This window comes from Streptococcus sp. ST16 (assembly GCF_046098135.1).
GTDB lineage: Bacteria > Bacillota > Bacilli > Lactobacillales > Streptococcaceae > Streptococcus.
The window spans coordinates 24,273-38,794 of record NZ_JBJUSE010000006.1 but is presented as its reverse complement, the minus strand read 5'-3'; the positions used below and the strand labels follow the sequence as shown (position 1 = coordinate 38,794).

At 41.6% G+C, this 14,522-nt stretch carries 17 protein-coding genes, 1 tRNA gene and 1 riboswitch; of the genes, 14 read left to right on the top strand and 4 right to left on the bottom strand.

Annotation, left to right across the window (positions count from 1 at the left end):
• Nucleotide 1 precedes the first annotated feature (1 nt).
• The 3 genes from srtG1 to hemH all read left to right on the top strand — a co-directional run bounded on the left by srtG1 (nucleotide 2) and on the right by hemH (nucleotide 3,121).
• Nucleotides 2-1,003 carry a PI-2 pilus system class B sortase SrtG1 gene (srtG1, locus tag ACIY14_RS05415; protein WP_000851046.1) on the top strand — a complete coding sequence of 334 codons (1,002 nt, stop codon included), beginning with the start codon at nucleotides 2-4 and terminating at the stop codon, nucleotides 1,001-1,003.
• A gap of 73 nt (nucleotides 1,004-1,076) precedes the next feature.
• Complete coding sequence (gene srtG2 / locus ACIY14_RS05410) at nucleotides 1,077-1,949, top strand: PI-2 pilus system class B sortase SrtG2 (RefSeq protein ID WP_409001826.1); 873 nt, start codon at nucleotides 1,077-1,079, stop codon at nucleotides 1,947-1,949.
• Nucleotides 1,950-2,026: 77 nt separating this feature from the next.
• Complete coding sequence (gene hemH, locus ACIY14_RS05405) at nucleotides 2,027-3,121, top strand: ferrochelatase (RefSeq protein ID WP_409001825.1); 1,095 nt, start codon at nucleotides 2,027-2,029, stop codon at nucleotides 3,119-3,121.
• Nucleotides 3,122-3,163: 42 nt separating this feature from the next.
• Here the strand turns inward: hemH and mscL are convergent, their stop codons facing one another.
• Complete coding sequence (gene mscL / locus ACIY14_RS05400; RefSeq protein ID WP_000910210.1) at nucleotides 3,164-3,544, bottom strand: large conductance mechanosensitive channel protein MscL; 381 nt, start codon at nucleotides 3,542-3,544, stop codon at nucleotides 3,164-3,166.
• Between the two features lie 70 nt (nucleotides 3,545-3,614).
• Nucleotides 3,615-4,061, bottom strand: a complete 447-nt coding sequence (locus tag ACIY14_RS05395; RefSeq protein WP_409001824.1) for a GtrA family protein — start codon at nucleotides 4,059-4,061, stop codon at nucleotides 3,615-3,617.
• 28 nt (nucleotides 4,062-4,089) lie between these two features.
• Nucleotides 4,090-4,186: riboswitch (PreQ1 riboswitch) on the top strand.
• Between ACIY14_RS05395 and ACIY14_RS05390 the strand changes: the two genes are divergently transcribed.
• The 4 genes from ACIY14_RS05390 to dapA all read left to right on the top strand — a co-directional run bounded on the left by ACIY14_RS05390 (nucleotide 4,184) and on the right by dapA (nucleotide 7,340).
• The gene (locus ACIY14_RS05390; RefSeq protein WP_409001823.1) at nucleotides 4,184-4,693 is read left to right on the top strand and encodes a QueT transporter family protein; all 510 of its coding nucleotides are present in this window, start codon (nucleotides 4,184-4,186) and stop codon (nucleotides 4,691-4,693) included. It overlaps the preceding riboswitch by 3 nt.
• 105 nt (nucleotides 4,694-4,798) lie before the next feature.
• Nucleotides 4,799-4,871, top strand: a tRNA-Thr gene (locus tag ACIY14_RS05385).
• A 402-nt stretch (nucleotides 4,872-5,273) separates the two neighbouring features.
• Nucleotides 5,274-6,350, top strand: coding sequence for an aspartate-semialdehyde dehydrogenase (locus tag ACIY14_RS05380; protein ID WP_409001822.1), 1,077 nt, complete (start codon nucleotides 5,274-5,276; stop codon nucleotides 6,348-6,350).
• Nucleotides 6,351-6,404: 54 nt separating this feature from the next.
• Nucleotides 6,405-7,340, top strand: a complete 936-nt coding sequence (gene dapA, locus ACIY14_RS05375) for a 4-hydroxy-tetrahydrodipicolinate synthase (protein WP_000121604.1) — start codon at nucleotides 6,405-6,407, stop codon at nucleotides 7,338-7,340.
• A gap of 46 nt (nucleotides 7,341-7,386) precedes the next feature.
• Here the strand turns inward: dapA and mnmE are convergent, their stop codons facing one another.
• Both mnmE and ACIY14_RS05365 read right to left on the bottom strand, forming a co-directional pair.
• Nucleotides 7,387-8,760, bottom strand: a complete 1,374-nt coding sequence (gene mnmE / locus ACIY14_RS05370) for a tRNA uridine-5-carboxymethylaminomethyl(34) synthesis GTPase MnmE (RefSeq protein ID WP_409001821.1) — start codon at nucleotides 8,758-8,760, stop codon at nucleotides 7,387-7,389.
• Between the two features lie 134 nt (nucleotides 8,761-8,894).
• A complete protein-coding gene (locus ACIY14_RS05365; RefSeq protein ID WP_001117401.1) occupies nucleotides 8,895-9,077 on the bottom strand; it encodes a 4-oxalocrotonate tautomerase in 183 nt (60 codons plus the stop codon).
• 122 nt (nucleotides 9,078-9,199) lie between these two features.
• On the opposite strand from ACIY14_RS05365, the gene ACIY14_RS05360 reads away from it, so the two are divergent.
• From ACIY14_RS05360 to glyA, 7 genes are read left to right on the top strand one after another with little or no spacing between them, the layout of a single operon-like run.
• Nucleotides 9,200-9,799 carry a thymidine kinase gene (locus ACIY14_RS05360; RefSeq protein WP_084867224.1) on the top strand — a complete coding sequence of 200 codons (600 nt, stop codon included), beginning with the start codon at nucleotides 9,200-9,202 and terminating at the stop codon, nucleotides 9,797-9,799.
• On the top strand, nucleotides 9,789-10,268 hold the full coding sequence (locus ACIY14_RS05355) for a GNAT family N-acetyltransferase (RefSeq protein WP_409001816.1): 480 nt from the start codon (nucleotides 9,789-9,791) through the stop codon (nucleotides 10,266-10,268). Before ACIY14_RS05360 ends, ACIY14_RS05355 begins: the two co-directional genes overlap by 11 nt.
• Before the next feature lie 9 nt (nucleotides 10,269-10,277).
• Nucleotides 10,278-11,357, top strand: a complete 1,080-nt coding sequence (gene prfA, locus ACIY14_RS05350; RefSeq protein ID WP_001028815.1) for a peptide chain release factor 1 — start codon at nucleotides 10,278-10,280, stop codon at nucleotides 11,355-11,357.
• On the top strand, nucleotides 11,357-12,193 hold the full coding sequence (prmC, locus tag ACIY14_RS05345) for a peptide chain release factor N(5)-glutamine methyltransferase (RefSeq protein WP_409001814.1): 837 nt from the start codon (nucleotides 11,357-11,359) through the stop codon (nucleotides 12,191-12,193). The genes prfA and prmC overlap by 1 nt, the downstream gene beginning before the upstream one ends.
• Nucleotides 12,177-12,779 carry an L-threonylcarbamoyladenylate synthase gene (locus ACIY14_RS05340; RefSeq protein WP_084873038.1) on the top strand — a complete coding sequence of 201 codons (603 nt, stop codon included), beginning with the start codon at nucleotides 12,177-12,179 and terminating at the stop codon, nucleotides 12,777-12,779. Before prmC ends, ACIY14_RS05340 begins: the two co-directional genes overlap by 17 nt.
• 1 nt (nucleotide 12,780) lies before the next feature.
• Complete coding sequence (locus tag ACIY14_RS05335) at nucleotides 12,781-13,212, top strand: GNAT family N-acetyltransferase (RefSeq protein ID WP_084851139.1); 432 nt, start codon at nucleotides 12,781-12,783, stop codon at nucleotides 13,210-13,212.
• Between the two features lie 49 nt (nucleotides 13,213-13,261).
• Nucleotides 13,262-14,518 carry a serine hydroxymethyltransferase gene (glyA, locus tag ACIY14_RS05330; protein WP_409001813.1) on the top strand — a complete coding sequence of 419 codons (1,257 nt, stop codon included), beginning with the start codon at nucleotides 13,262-13,264 and terminating at the stop codon, nucleotides 14,516-14,518.
• The last annotated feature ends 4 nt before the right edge of the window (nucleotides 14,519-14,522 follow it).

Here is a 14,522-nt window from a genome sequence, read left to right as displayed (position 1 = left end):
GATGAAAACCAAGCGTGAGAAACCAAAAAAGAGTCTGTCTAGGCGTCTCGTTCTTGCTGTGGATGGGGTGATCAATCACCTGCTGCTCATTTTTGCAGCTTTGATCTTTCTCTTTGGTTTCTATGCCCTTTGGGATTCCAACCAAGTCTACTCCTTGGCTTCGTCAAGTGAGTACGAAGCTTATCGACCTGTTACGACGCAACAGGATGAGCTGGCTAGCTTTTCAGGCTTCAGCAAACTCCAAGAACTCAATCCCGAAGTCCTCGGTTGGATCAATGTCTATGGCACCAATATCGACTATCCCTTAGTCCAAGCCAAGGACAATGAAAAGTATCTCAACAAGGACTCCAAAGGTGAGTTTGCAGCGACAGGCGCTATCTTTCTCGATGCACGAAATAATCCCAAGTTCGAAGACTTTAATACCATTATCTACGGGCACCACGTAGAAAACGGGGTCATGTTTGGTGATGTGGCTAAGTTTGCTGATCAGGAATTTTTTGACCAGCATCGTTACGGTAGTATATACTACAATGGTGTGGAAAAAGGGCTCGAGATCTTTGAGATGTTGGAGGTTGATGCCTATGACTTTAACATCTATGATCCAGGAATACAGGGTGAGGACCGTCAGCAGGCCTATCTAGACCACCTGCTCTCAGTCGCCATGCACAAGCGGGATATCTCGCTCTCACCGAGTGATCGTATCATCCTACTCAGCACCTGTTTTCTTGATGTGACCAATGGTCGTCATATTGTGGTCGCAAAGATTACAGACACTGTCCCTAAAAATACCTTCCATACAAAAAAATCAAAACCATTCCCATACAGTGTCTTTGATGACTCGTCTCTTGGACGTTTCCTCTCATCAATCCCACTATGGATTTGGTACCTTATCTTGTTTGTATTGTTCTTGCTCTTGATTTTCTTACTCCTTGTCCTCTACTTGATCCTACGTCGTAGAAGAGAGAGTAAAAAAATGCAAGAAGCAGACCCTTTTACTGACTAAGGGTGAATAGAAAAGAGGCGGTTTTGTCCCGCCTCCTTTCCTTTTAAGAAATCTCGCATAGAAAGGAGTGCCGATGACGGTTCAAAAAAGAGCGCGATTTAAAAACGTGTTTCTGGTATTCTTCTGTGTTTTTGTAGCTCTTTTTAGTTGGCAGAGAGCGGAAGCGAGTGACTATGATCACTATAATCCTATTGAAAAGGATGCTTCGAGCACAGGATTTGAAACCCTGCAACAGCTTAATCATGATGTTTGCGGTTGGATTAGCCTTGATGGGACCAAGGTAGACTATCCGCTTCTACAAAGTCAGGATAATGTCAAATACCTTGACCGGAATGCCTTTGGCGATTATACGATAACGGGATCAATTTTTCTCGACTATCGCTTTAATCCCAACTTTACTGATTTTAATACCATCATCTACGGACACTCTATGGCTTCAGGGGCTATGTTCGGCGAGATTAAGAAATTTGCTGATAAGGAATTCTTCGACCAGCATCGCTATGGTTCTATCTACTACAATGGTCGAGAACGTGGTCTTGAGATTTTTGGGATTTTAGAAGTAGATGCCTATGACACGGAGATTTACCGAACCTTGAGTTCCAACGATGAGGAACACCAGGCCTATTATCAGTATCTGTTGAGTAAAGCCAAGTACAAGCGAGATGTTTCCTTGACTTCAACGGACAAGATTGTTTTGTTAAGCACCTGTTTTCTTAATATTACCAACGGTCGCCATATCCTTTTAGCAAAAATAACGGATGCACCAGTAAAAGCAGCACAGGATAAAAGTGGAGAAGCTGTAGGAACACGCTATTTTGACCAAGGGATTCCAACACATTGGATTTATATCCTAACCTTACTCCTTCTTATCATTGTCATCTTGCTCCTAGTAGTTATTATTCTAATCATAAGACGAGATAAAAAGACAAAAGAACAAAAGAAATAGTAGACGTCGGAAGCGTTTACTATTTTTTTCTTTCATGATAGAATGGATAGTGAAAATAATATCATAAGGATGATAACATGAAAAAAGCAATATTAATGATGACCTTTGGATCTCCGGAGGAGATTAGCTTTGAGGGAGTAGCAGAATTTTTTACAAACATTCGTCGTGGAGTTAGACCCCAAGACCACGAAATCCAGACTCTCTATGACAACTATGTCCTTATCGATGGGACGCCTTTGCAGCGGATTACACGTGAGGAGGTCAATTTAGTCAAAGAACGTTTAGGGGAGGAGTACGGTATCTACTTTGCCAACAAATTTTCTCGCCCCTTTATCCCAGACGTGATCAAGCAGATGGAAAATGATGGCGTTGAAGAATGTATCTGCTCGATTTTGGAACCTCATTATTCCTTTTACTCAGTCATGGGATATGAAAAGTTTCTGGAAAGCCAGCAGATCCGATTTTTAGTCATTAAGGACTGGTATCAGCAACAGCCTTTGCTGGACTTCTGGACAGATGAGATTAGAAAAATTTTACGAAACCATGTGGGAGAAGAATCCTTCAAGGTAATCTTTTCAGCCCATAGTGTTCCCATTTTTGCCTTGGACTTTGGAGATCCTTATATCGATCAGATTTTCGATAATAGCGAGCTAATCGCTGAACAACTCGGCCTAATGACAGACCAGTATACCAATACTTGGCAGAGCGAAAGCGATATTGGAATCCCTTGGATTAAGCCAGATGTCTTAGAATATTTGCGAGAACAAAAGCAACATCCAGAGCATTACATCTTTGTTCCGATTAGCTTTATCAGTGAGCACATCGAAGTCTTGTTCGATAATGATGTAGAATGTTATGAGTTGTGTCAGGAATTAGGTGTCACCTACCATCGTCCACCTATGCCCAATACGGATAGTCGTTTAATTGACGCTTTAGTTGCTACTGTAAGAGCCAACGAACAAAAAGAATTTAAAGCTTTTCTCCCAGAAGAAGAAACCTTTGATGAGTTAGCTCCTTCAGCAACTACAAAGGACATCATGGAGGAGACAGATGACCTTCAGATGCCAGAATTTGTCAAAAAACTCATTGAGAAAAAAGGTCGTGAAAATGTAAAGATGCCGTACTTAATTAAGAAAATGCTGGAAAAGGCTGGTAAGTTACCAAAAGAGTAAAGAAAAAAAGGATTTAGCTTTAAGCTAGATCCTTTATCTGTCTTATTTTTTCTCAAGAAGAGCTTTGATTTCTTGAAGAACTTCAAGTTCAGTTGGAGCAGCAGGAGCTTCCTCAACCACTTCCTCTTTTTTACGAAGATTTTGAGCTTTTTCAATACCTTTGATAACGAAGAAGAGAACTGTACCCACAACAAGGAAGTTGATAACAGCGCTCAAGAAGCTACCGTAACCAACACCATTCCATGAAAGTTCAGCGATACGTTCAACGTTCGCAGCTTTCAAAGCTGGGTTCAAGATAAGTGGAGTGATGATATCGTTAACGAGTGAAGTTACAATAGCACCAAAAGCAGAGGCGATGATCACACCGACAGCAAGGTCAACAACATTACCGCGAAGCAAGAATTCTTTTAGGTCCTTTAACATTTTCATAATTTCCTTTCCTAATTTTCTAAATAATTATATCCTAAATTGTGACAAAAGGCAACCTGGATGCTTAAGGAATTCGGTTACTCCTTTTAAAAATATAGATTTTACTGAAAATATAATTAAGCACAATAATCAAGATTTGTGCTAGGATGGTTTCAACCGTATTAATCCTATCTATATTATATTCGACAAACTGGCCAATAACATTAGGAAAGGTTGTAACGAAGATATAAGTTAAAAGAACGTCAAGTCCAAGTGTAGAGAGACGAGCTAAGAAAAACTTAGCCAGGCGAGTTGACCAATTCCTTCTCTCTTGTTTAAAGACGATTGTATCATTTGTGAGAAAGGCAAAGAGAATCCCGATAAGATTTGCGAGTATGGTTGCGAGGATTTCCTGGTGGCTGATGTGGTAAATAACCAAACGTGATAAGATAGAAACCAGAGTAGTAGCAGCACCGAAAAATAGGTAGGAGAGGATTTCGTTATCGAAGAATGCCTTTATTATTCTTTTCATGATTTTAGTATAGCATAAAGTCCTATATTGTGCTATACTGGTAAGGTTGATAGTCTCAACCCTTGGTGCTTAGCTTCTTTCACCAAGCATATTTTACGCGGGAAACCGCTAAAGGAGAAAACATGAAAAAATTAACTGTTCGTGATATGGCGGATATCGCTATTGTCGCTGCCATCTATGTGGTTTTGACCATTACCCCACCGTTGAATGCCATTAGCTACGGTGCCTACCAGTTCCGTATTTCAGAGATGATGAATTTCTTGGCTTTCTACAATCCAAAATACATCATCGGTGTGACTATTGGTTGTATGATTGCGAATTTCTTTAGCTTTGGTCTAATAGATGTCTTTGTTGGTGGAGGTTCTACCCTAGTTTTCCTAAGTCTAGGTGTATGGCTCTTTAGCAAATACAAAAACGACTATTTGTTCAATGGTTTAATTCGAAAAGATCATTTCTTCTTTTCAATCCTCTTCTCCGTTTCAATGATTACCATTGCAGCTGAACTTCATATCGTTGCAGAGGCTCCATTCTTCTTCACATGGTTCTCTACTGGAATTGGTGAGTTTGCATCACTTATCGTAGGTGCGATTTTGATCAATAAACTGGGACAGCGAATCGATCTAACAAGATAAGAAGTTTATAAGCTAGATTCTTGCTAAATCTAGCTTTTTTCATTCCAGAAAATTAAAAGAGAGCGCTTGACAAGAGCATAGAACTATAGTATACTTTTTAGGTAAGCTGATTTAGCTCAGTTGGTAGAGCGCATCCATGGTAAGGATGAGGTCGCCGGTTCAATCCCGGCAATTAGCATTAGATAGACAGGAAAACTCTTGATTTACAAGGGTTTTTGTTATGTCTGCCCCAAATCTGCCCCAAATTTTTCAAAGATATTTCTTATGCACCTGTATAAATGAAGCAAAGAGTTTTGTCTGTTGACAAAAGCGATTCTATCTAGTAGAATAGTAGTTGCGATGAGTCGATAGGTAGTCTTCGAACTACTATTGAGCATAAGGAGGTCATAACGCAGGAGCGGACCTTGATGAGTTGTGTGAACCTGCTCATCACATGAAGATGCCTCTTAGTCCCTGGTCGAGTGGCTAGGGATTTTTAGTTTTCAGAAAATATAGTCTAAAAGTGCTTTTCAATTTCTGTAAAAAGTAGTATAATACATCTATTATAGAAATTTTTAGAAAATTCCGAAAGAGGTTATTTATGGGATATACAGTTGCTGTAGTCGGCGCGACAGGTGCTGTCGGAGCTCAGATGATAAAAATGTTGGAAGAATCAACACTTCCAATCGATAAAATCCGTTACCTTGCTTCTGCACGTTCAGCTGGTAAGGCATTGAAATTTAAAGACCAAGATATTACGATTGAGGAAACAACTGAGACAGCTTTTGAGGGTGTTGATATTGCACTCTTCTCAGCAGGTGGTTCGACATCAGCTAAGTATGCACCATACGCAGTGAAAGCTGGAGCGGTAGTAGTGGATAATACATCTTACTTCCGCCAAAATCCAGATGTGCCTCTGGTTGTTCCAGAGGTCAATGCTCATGCACTTGATGCCCACAACGGCATCATTGCCTGCCCTAACTGTTCAACTATCCAAATGATGGTAGCTCTTGAGCCAGTTCGTCAAAAATGGGGCTTGGACCGCATCATCGTTTCAACTTACCAAGCAGTTTCAGGTGCTGGTATGGGAGCGATTCTTGAAACACAACGTGAACTTCGTGAAGTCTTGAATGACGGTGTGAATCCACGTGATTTGCATGCGGAAATCTTGCCTTCAGGCGGTGACAAGAAACACTATCCTATCGCCTTTAACGCTCTTCCACAAATCGATGTCTTCACTGACAATGATTACACATACGAAGAGATGAAGATGACCAAGGAAACCAAGAAAATCATGGAAGATGATAGCATCGCAGTATCTGCAACATGTGTGCGTATTCCTGTCTTGTCAGCTCACTCTGAATCTGTTTATATCGAAACAAAAGAAGTGGCACCAATCGAAGAAGTGAAAACAGCTATCGCAGCCTTCCCAGGTGCTGTTCTTGAGGATGACGTAGCGCACCAAATCTATCCTCAAGCTGTCAATGCAGTTGGTTCACGTGATACTTTTGTTGGTCGTATCCGTAAAGACCTAGATGCAGAAAAAGGGATCCACATGTGGGTTGTTTCAGATAACCTTCTCAAAGGTGCTGCCTGGAATTCAGTTCAAATTGCAGAAACGCTTCACGAACGTGGATTGGTTCGTCCAACAGCTGAATTGAAATTTGAATTAAAATAGTCATATCGTTTAGGAGTTCAGATGAACTCCTTCTTTGAATAGAGAGGTGTTTTCATGTCTTATCAAGATTTAAAAGAGTGTAAAATCATCACAGCCTTCATTACCCCTTTCCACGAGGATGGTTCCATCAACTTTGATGCCATTCCAGCCTTGATTGAGCATTTATTGGCCCATCACACAGACGGCATTCTCCTAGCTGGAACGACGGCCGAGAGTCCAACTTTGACTCACGATGAAGAGTTGGAACTCTTTGCAGCTGTACAAAAGATTGTCAATGGACGCGTTCCTTTGATTGCGGGTGTAGGTACCAATGATACACGTGACTCGATCGAGTTTGTCAAAGAAGTCGCAGACTTTGGTGGTTTCGCTGCTGGACTCGCTATCGTACCGTACTACAACAAACCTTCTCAAGAAGGGATGTACCAGCACTTTAAAGCAATTGCAGATGCTTCTGACTTACCAATTATTATCTATAACATTCCAGGGCGTGTAGTTGTCGAATTGACTCCAGAAACCATGCTTCGTTTGGCTGACCATCCAAATATCATTGGGGTCAAAGAATGTACTAGTCTGGCTAATATGGCTTACTTGATTGAACACAAGCCAGAAGAGTTCTTGGTCTATACTGGTGAGGACGGAGATGCTTTCCATGCCATGAATCTTGGTGCGGACGGGGTTATTTCTGTTGCATCTCATACAAATGGGGATGAAATGCACGAGATGTTGACTGCTATTGCAGAAAGCGATATGAAAAAAGCGGCAGCTATTCAACGTAAATTCATTCCTAAGGTCAACGCCCTCTTCTCTTATCCAAGTCCTGCTCCAGTTAAGGCAGTCCTTAACTACATGGGATTTGAAGCTGGTCCAACTCGTCTACCTCTAGTTCCAGCACCAGAAGAAGATGCCAAACGCATTATCAAAGTTGTCGTAGATGGCGACTACGAAGCAACTAAGGCAACTGTAACAGGTGTCCTTAGACCAGATTACTAATAAAGACAATAAAATCCATGACCGAATGAACGATCATGGATTTTTCTTATTTTCCTAAACAGAATTGGCTAAAGAGTTGGGTGATGAGTTCATCAGGTGCGGCATCTCCGGTAATTTCACCGAGGATTTCCCAAGTACGGGTCAAGTCAACTTGAAGCAAATCAACTGGCATACCCAGTTCAAGGCCTTGGTTAACAGCTTGTAGGCTTTCAACTGCTTTTTCAATCAAGGAAATATGACGAGCGTTAGACAAGTAAGTAGCATCTTGCTCAACCAAACCAGCATTTTCAAAGAAGAGGTCGTTAATACGCTCTTCAATCTTATCAATGTTTTGATTTTTAAGAACTGAAATACGGATGACATCTTCTGGAAGTTCCGAAGTTTCAATTGTTTCTGGTAGGTCAGTTTTATTGAGTAGAATAATGCGGTTGGTATCCTGGCTGATTTCTAAGAGTTGTCTGTCTTGGGCGGTTAGTGGTTCACTGGCATTCAGGACTAGTAGTACTAGGTCAGCTTCCGTGAGGGCTTTTTTCGAACGTTCGACACCGATTTGTTCCACGATGTCATCTGTTTCACGGATACCAGCTGTATCGATCAATTTGAGAGGTACACCATTGATGTTGACGTATTCTTCGATGACATCACGGGTGGTACCAGCGATGTCAGTTACGATAGCCTTGTCCTCACGCAAGAGGTTGTTGAGGAGGCTGGATTTTCCAACGTTGGGGCGTCCGATGATAGCAGTTGAAATTCCCTCACGAAGGATTTTACCACGACGTGCTGTCCTAAGCAGATTGGTTAGCAATTGCTCAAACTCCATAGTTTTCTCACGGACGACTGCAGTAGTGGCTTCTTCAACATCATCATACTCAGGATAGTCGATATTGACCTCTACTTGGGCAAGTGTATTGAGGATTTCTTGGCGAGTATTATTAATGAGGTCGGAAAGGGAACCGTCCAATTGCTTAACAGCAATGTTCATGGCCTTGTCAGTCTTGGCACGGATGATGTCCATCACCGCCTCAGCCTGTGTCAAATCCACACGACCGTTTAGAAAGGCGCGCTTGGTAAATTCACCAGGTTCTGCCAACCGAGCTCCTTCACGAATAGTTAGTTGGAGAATTTCATTGGTTACCGCAATACCGCCGTGGGTGTTAATCTCGATAATATCCTCACGAGTGAAGGTCTTTGGAGACTTCATAGCCCCAACCATAACCTCGTCCATGACCTTACCAGTCAAAGGGTCAACAATGTGACCGTAGTTAAGGGTATGGCTAGCAACCTTACTCAAGTCTTTGCCTTTAAAAATCTTTTGCGCAATGGCAAAACTGTCAGTTCCGCTCAAACGGACAATACCAATGGCTCCTTCACCTAGTGGAGTAGAGATAGCAGCGATGGTATCAAATTCACGTGTAATCATACTAATTCCTTTTGTATTTCTTTTCTTAGGATATGTATCCAAGCATCTCTTCAAATTGTAACAAATTTAAACTATTTCTTCAATGGATGCTACTTGGAGATTGAAAAAGCCTAAGCAATTCTGCTTAAGCTGGTTTATTTGGTGCGCATTTCCCCTTGTGGGAAGTAAGTTCCTTCTGGCATGTCGTTGATGATGACATGAACGGCTGATTGAGGGGCTCCAGTGTTGCGGACAACAGCTTCCGTTACTTCCTTAGCAAGAGCTTTCTTTTGCTCGAGCGTGCGTCCTTCAAATAAATCGATGCGTACAAATGGCATAATAGCTTCCTCCACTAGTTTTTTATTTCTTCTATTTTACCACATTTTGCCGTTTAAAGCTTCAGAAAATTATGATATACTAGAATGTAGCAAAAATTTAGAAATGGACGTGAATTAGAAGCATGGCACAGTTGTATTATCGTTATGGGACCATGAACTCTGGTAAGACGATTGAGATTCTCAAGGTGGCCTATAACTACGAGGAGCAAGGAAAGGGAGTTGTGATTATGACTTCTGCTCTGGATACGCGTGACGGTGTTGGCTATGTGTCGAGTCGAATCGGCATGAAACGCCCAGCCATTGCGATTGAGGAAACGACAGATATCTTCGGCTATATCCGAGACTTACCTGAAAAACCTTACTGTGTGTTGGTCGATGAGGCCCAGTTTCTCAAGCGTCACCATGTTTACGACCTAGCTCGTGTTGTTGATGAGTTAGACATACCTGTCATGGCTTTTGGTTTGAAGAATGACTTTCGCAATGAATTGTTCGAAGGTTCCAAATATCTATTGCTCTTAGCAGACAAGATTGAAGAAATCAAGACGATCTGTCAGTACTGTAAGAAAAAGGCGACTATGGTGTTGCGTACGCACGATGGTGTGCCAGTCTATGATGGCGAACAAATTCAAATCGGTGGCAATGAAACCTATATCTCAGTCTGCCGTAAACATTATTTTGCGCCAATGATAACATCTAACAAGGAGCACAACTATGACAATTGAACTAAGAGATGTTACAATGGAAAATTATTTTGATGTTTTGAATTTGAATGTCAAGGAATATCAAAAACAATTCATTGCAACCAACGCAATTAGTTTAGCTGAAGCATATGTCTACACTAAAAATGGAGATTTTGTAGCTCCATTAGCAGTTTATGATAATGATGCAATTATAGGTTTTGTGATGATAGCTTATGATAAAAATATCGGAATTAGTAGTGGAAATTATTTACTATTTCGTTTTATGATTGATAAGAATTTTCAAAATCAAGGATATTTTAAACCAATTATGGATAAAGTGCTGGACTATGTTCGGACAGCGCCAGCAGGTTTAGGCAATAAACTTTGGTTGTCTTATGAACCAGAAAATGAACATGCAAGATCTTGTTACCTCAGTTATGGATTTAAAGAAACTGGGGAAATATTTGAGAACGAAGTAGTAGCAATCTATGATTTAACAATTGAGAACTAAGGAGAAAAAATGAACATCTATGATCAACTACAAGCTGTAGAAGACCGATATGAAGAATTAGGAGAATTGCTGAGTGACCCTGATGTCGTTTCAGACACCAAGCGTTTCATGGAGCTTTCAAAAGAAGAGGCTTCTACTCGTGATACGGTAACGGCTTACCGTGAGTACAAACAAGTCCTCCAAAACATCGTTGACGCCGAAGAGATGATTAAGGAATCAGGTGGAGATGCGGACTTGGAGGAAATGGCCAAGCAAGAACTCAAAGATGCCAAGGCTGAAAAAGAAGAATACGAAGAAAAACTCAAAATCTTGCTCCTTCCAAAGGATCCAAACGATGATAAGAACATCATCCTTGAAATCCGTGGAGCTGCTGGTGGAGATGAAGCAGCGCTCTTCGCTGGAGATTTGCTAACTATGTACCAAAAGTATGCAGAAGCCCAAGGCTGGCGCTTTGAAGTCATGGAAGCTTCTATGAATGGTGTCGGTGGTTTCAAAGAAGTTGTTGCTATGGTTTCTGGTCAGTCTGTATACTCTAAACTCAAATATGAGTCTGGTGCCCACCGTGTGCAACGTGTCCCTGTGACAGAGAGTCAAGGCCGTGTTCATACCTCAACAGCGACAGTCCTTGTCATGCCTGAAGTGGAAGAAGTAGAATACGATATTGATCCAAAAGACCTTCGTGTTGATATCTACCACGCATCAGGTGCTGGTGGACAGAACGTCAATAAGGTTGCGACTGCCGTTCGTATCGTTCACTTGCCAACCAATATCAAGGTTGAGATGCAGGAAGAACGTACCCAGCAGAAAAACCGTGAGAAAGCCATGAAGATCATCCGTGCCCGTGTTGCTGACCATTTTGCTCAGATTGCTCAAGATGAACAAGACGCTGAACGTAAGTCTACTATCGGTACTGGTGACCGTTCTGAACGTATCCGTACTTATAACTTCCCACAAAACCGTGTCACAGACCACCGTATTGGCTTGACTCTCCAAAAACTAGATACCATTTTGTCTGGTAAATTGGATGAAGTTGTGGATGCCTTGGTTCTTTATGACCAAACACAAAAATTAGAAGAATTAAACAAATAATGAAATTAGCTCAATTATTTTCAGATTTTGAAGAAGAGTTGATAAGACAAGGAGAGGAAGCAGAAAGCCTCTCTTTTGTCTATCGTAGCTTAAAAAATCTCTCTTTTACGGACTTCGTCTTTGCCCTCCAACAAGAGGTAACAGAAGAAGAAAAACAATTTGTAGAAGAAATTTACCAGCACTTAGCAGCTCACAAACCAGCTCAGTATATCATTGGTCAAGCAGATTTCTTTGGAATGCAGTTAAAAGTGGATGAGCGGGTTTTGATTCCTCGTCCAGAGACAGAAGAGTTGGTGGAACTCATCCTAGCCGAAAATCTTGAGACGAACCTTTCAGTTCTTGATATCGGAACAGGTAGTGGCGCCATAGCTCTTGGATTAGCAAAAAACAGACCAGATTGGTCAGTGACAGCAGCAGATATTTCCCAAGATGCCTTAGAGGTTGCATCAGAGAATGCTAGAAATCAAAATCTTAATATATTTTTTAAAAAATCTGATTGTTTTGCAGAAACTTCTGAAAAATATGATATAATTGTATCCAATCCACCCTATATCTCTCGTGAAGATGAGTCAGAGGTTGGTTTGAATGTTTTACATTCGGAGCCTCATCTAGCTCTCTTTGCAGATGAGGATGGCCTAGCTATTTACCGTAGAATTGCGGAAGATGCAAAAGACTATCTCACAGATGGTGGTAAGATTTACCTTGAAATTGGATACAGGCAAGGTCAAAGTGTTCCTGCGCTTTTTAAGAAACATTTTCCTGAAAAACGAGCACGAATACTCAAGGACCAATTTGGTCAAGATAGGATGGTTGTAGTTGATGATGGACAGGATTAGACAAGAGTTAGAAAAGGGCGGAGCTGTTGTTCTACCAACTGAGACAGTTTATGGCCTCTTTGCTAAGGCCCTAGACGAAAAAGCTGTCGACCATGTTTACCAACTCAAACGTCGTCCCAGAGATAAGGCACTCAATCTTAATGTCGCTTCTCTAGAGGACATCTTACACTTTTCAAAGAATCAGCCAACTTATCTAGAAAAACTTGTAGAGACCTTTTTACCAGGTCCCTTGACCATTATCCTCGAAGCCAATGACCGAGTTCCCTATTGGGTCAACTCTGGTCTTGCAACGGTGGGATTTCGGATGCCGAGTCACCCCATTACACTTGATTTGATTCGAGAGACAGGACCCTTGATTGGGCCGTCTGCCAATATCTCAGGTCAGGCGAGTGGAGTGACCTTTGCTCAAATTCTAGAGGATTTTGATCAAGAGGTTCTGGGTCTGGAGGACGACGCTTTTCTAACTGGACAGGATTCGACTATTTTGGATTTGTCTGGAGACAAGGTGAAAATCTTACGCCAGGGGGCGATTAAGCGAGAAGATATTCTTGCTCGGTTGCCAGAGATTTCTTTTGAGGAGGAATGAGATGCTAAGAGATTTGCAAGAAACAGATGTGAATGCTATATGTGAGATTAACCAAGAGGCTTTGGGTTATTCTTTTAGTCCAGAGGATACAGCTAGTCAACTAGCTAAATTATCTCAGGATTCCCATCATTTCCTACTTGGTTATGAGGATGTAGCCAGTCATGCCTTACTTGGTTATGTCCACGCTGAGGTCTATGAGTCCCTCTATTCCAAAGCAGGATTTAATATCTTAGCCTTAGCAGTTTCGCCTCAAGCACAAGGGCAAGGTATCGGTAAAAGCTTACTACAAGGGTTGGAGGAAGAAGCAAAAAGACGGGGCTATGAGTTTATCCGCTTAAACTCTGCCGATCATCGTCTGGGAGCTCATGCATTTTATGAAAAAGTTGGTTATACTTGTGATAAAGTGCAGAAACGGTTTATTCGCATCTTTTAGTTTATTTTCTTACACTAAAGGACCTGTCACACTATAAAGGAGAAGACCTATGATTTTTGACAAAGATGATTTTAAAGCATACGATGCTGATCTCTGGAATGCTATTGCCAAAGAAGAAGAACGCCAACAAAACAATATCGAGTTGATTGCTTCGGAAAACGTAGTTTCCAAGGCTGTTATGGCAGCTCAAGGGTCTATCTTGACGAATAAATATGCCGAAGGCTACCCGAGTCGCCGTTACTATGGTGGAACTGATGTGGTAGACGTGGTAGAAACTCTAGCTATTGAACGTGCAAAAGAAATTTTTGGTGCTAAATTCGCCAATGTCCAACCTCACTCAGGAAGCCAAGCCAACTGTGCGGCTTACATGGCCTTGATTGAGCCAGGTGATACCGTTATGGGGATGGATTTGGCAGCGGGTGGACACTTGACTCACGGAGCTCCTGTCAGTTTCTCAGGTCAAACATACAACTTTGTGTCATATAGTGTGGATCCTGAAACGGAACTCTTGGACTTTGATGCTATCTTGAAACAAGCTCAAGAAGTAAAACCAAAATTAATTGTAGCAGGTGCTTCAGCCTATTCTCAAATTATCGACTTCTCAAAATTCCGTGAAATCGCAGATGCTGTTGGGGCTAAGCTTATGGTCGATATGGCCCATATCGCTGGTTTGGTTGCAGCTGGACTTCACCCAAGCCCAGTACCATACGCTCATATCACGACAACAACGACCCACAAAACTCTTCGTGGACCTCGTGGTGGCTTGATCTTGACAAATGATGAGGATCTAGCTAAGAAAATCAACTCAGCTATTTTCCCTGGTATTCAAGGTGGTCCTTTGGAGCATGTTGTGGCGGCTAAGGCGGTTTCCTTCAAAGAAGTTTTGGACCCTGCCTTCAAGGAATATGCTGCTAATGTCATCAAAAACAGCAAGGCTATGGTTGAAGTCTTCTTGCAAGATCCTGATTTCCGTATCATCTCAGGTGGTACTGAAAATCACCTCTTCCTAGTGGATGTGACTAAGGTTGTAGAAAACGGAAAAGTTGCTCAAAACTTGCTGGATGAAGTTAATATTACCCTAAATAAAAACTCGATTCCATACGAAACCTTGTCACCATTCAAGACAAGTGGGATTCGTATTGGATCTGCAGCCATCACTGCACGTGGATTTGGTGAAGAAGAAAGCCGTAAAGTAGCTGAACTCATCATTAAAACCCTTAAAAATGCAGAAAATGAAGCTGTCTTAGAAGAAGTGAGAAGTGAAGTCAAAGCGTTGACAGATGCCTTCCCACTATACGAGGACTAATACT

Bases quoted from the DNA above. Each gene is read 5' to 3' on its own strand.
- srtG1 (WP_000851046.1), top strand. From the start codon at position 2: ATGAAAACCAAGCGTGAGAAACCAAAAAAGAGTCTGTCTAGGCGTCTC.
- srtG2 (WP_409001826.1), top strand. From the start codon at position 1,077: ATGACGGTTCAAAAAAGAGCGCGATTTAAAAACGTGTTTCTGGTATTC.
- hemH (WP_409001825.1), top strand. From the start codon at position 2,027: ATGAAAAAAGCAATATTAATGATGACCTTTGGATCTCCGGAGGAGATT.
- mscL (WP_000910210.1), bottom strand. From the start codon at position 3,544: ATGTTAAAGGACCTAAAAGAATTCTTGCTTCGCGGTAATGTTGTTGAC.
- ACIY14_RS05395 (WP_409001824.1), bottom strand. From the start codon at position 4,061: ATGAAAAGAATAATAAAGGCATTCTTCGATAACGAAATCCTCTCCTAC.
- ACIY14_RS05390 (WP_409001823.1), top strand. From the start codon at position 4,184: ATGAAAAAATTAACTGTTCGTGATATGGCGGATATCGCTATTGTCGCT.
- ACIY14_RS05380 (WP_409001822.1), top strand. From the start codon at position 5,274: ATGGGATATACAGTTGCTGTAGTCGGCGCGACAGGTGCTGTCGGAGCT.
- dapA (WP_000121604.1), top strand. From the start codon at position 6,405: ATGTCTTATCAAGATTTAAAAGAGTGTAAAATCATCACAGCCTTCATT.
- mnmE (WP_409001821.1), bottom strand. From the start codon at position 8,760: ATGATTACACGTGAATTTGATACCATCGCTGCTATCTCTACTCCACTA.
- ACIY14_RS05365 (WP_001117401.1), bottom strand. From the start codon at position 9,077: ATGCCATTTGTACGCATCGATTTATTTGAAGGACGCACGCTCGAGCAA.
- ACIY14_RS05360 (WP_084867224.1), top strand. From the start codon at position 9,200: ATGGCACAGTTGTATTATCGTTATGGGACCATGAACTCTGGTAAGACG.
- ACIY14_RS05355 (WP_409001816.1), top strand. From the start codon at position 9,789: ATGACAATTGAACTAAGAGATGTTACAATGGAAAATTATTTTGATGTT.
- prfA (WP_001028815.1), top strand. From the start codon at position 10,278: ATGAACATCTATGATCAACTACAAGCTGTAGAAGACCGATATGAAGAA.
- prmC (WP_409001814.1), top strand. From the start codon at position 11,357: ATGAAATTAGCTCAATTATTTTCAGATTTTGAAGAAGAGTTGATAAGA.
- ACIY14_RS05340 (WP_084873038.1), top strand. From the start codon at position 12,177: ATGATGGACAGGATTAGACAAGAGTTAGAAAAGGGCGGAGCTGTTGTT.
- ACIY14_RS05335 (WP_084851139.1), top strand. From the start codon at position 12,781: ATGCTAAGAGATTTGCAAGAAACAGATGTGAATGCTATATGTGAGATT.
- glyA (WP_409001813.1), top strand. From the start codon at position 13,262: ATGATTTTTGACAAAGATGATTTTAAAGCATACGATGCTGATCTCTGG.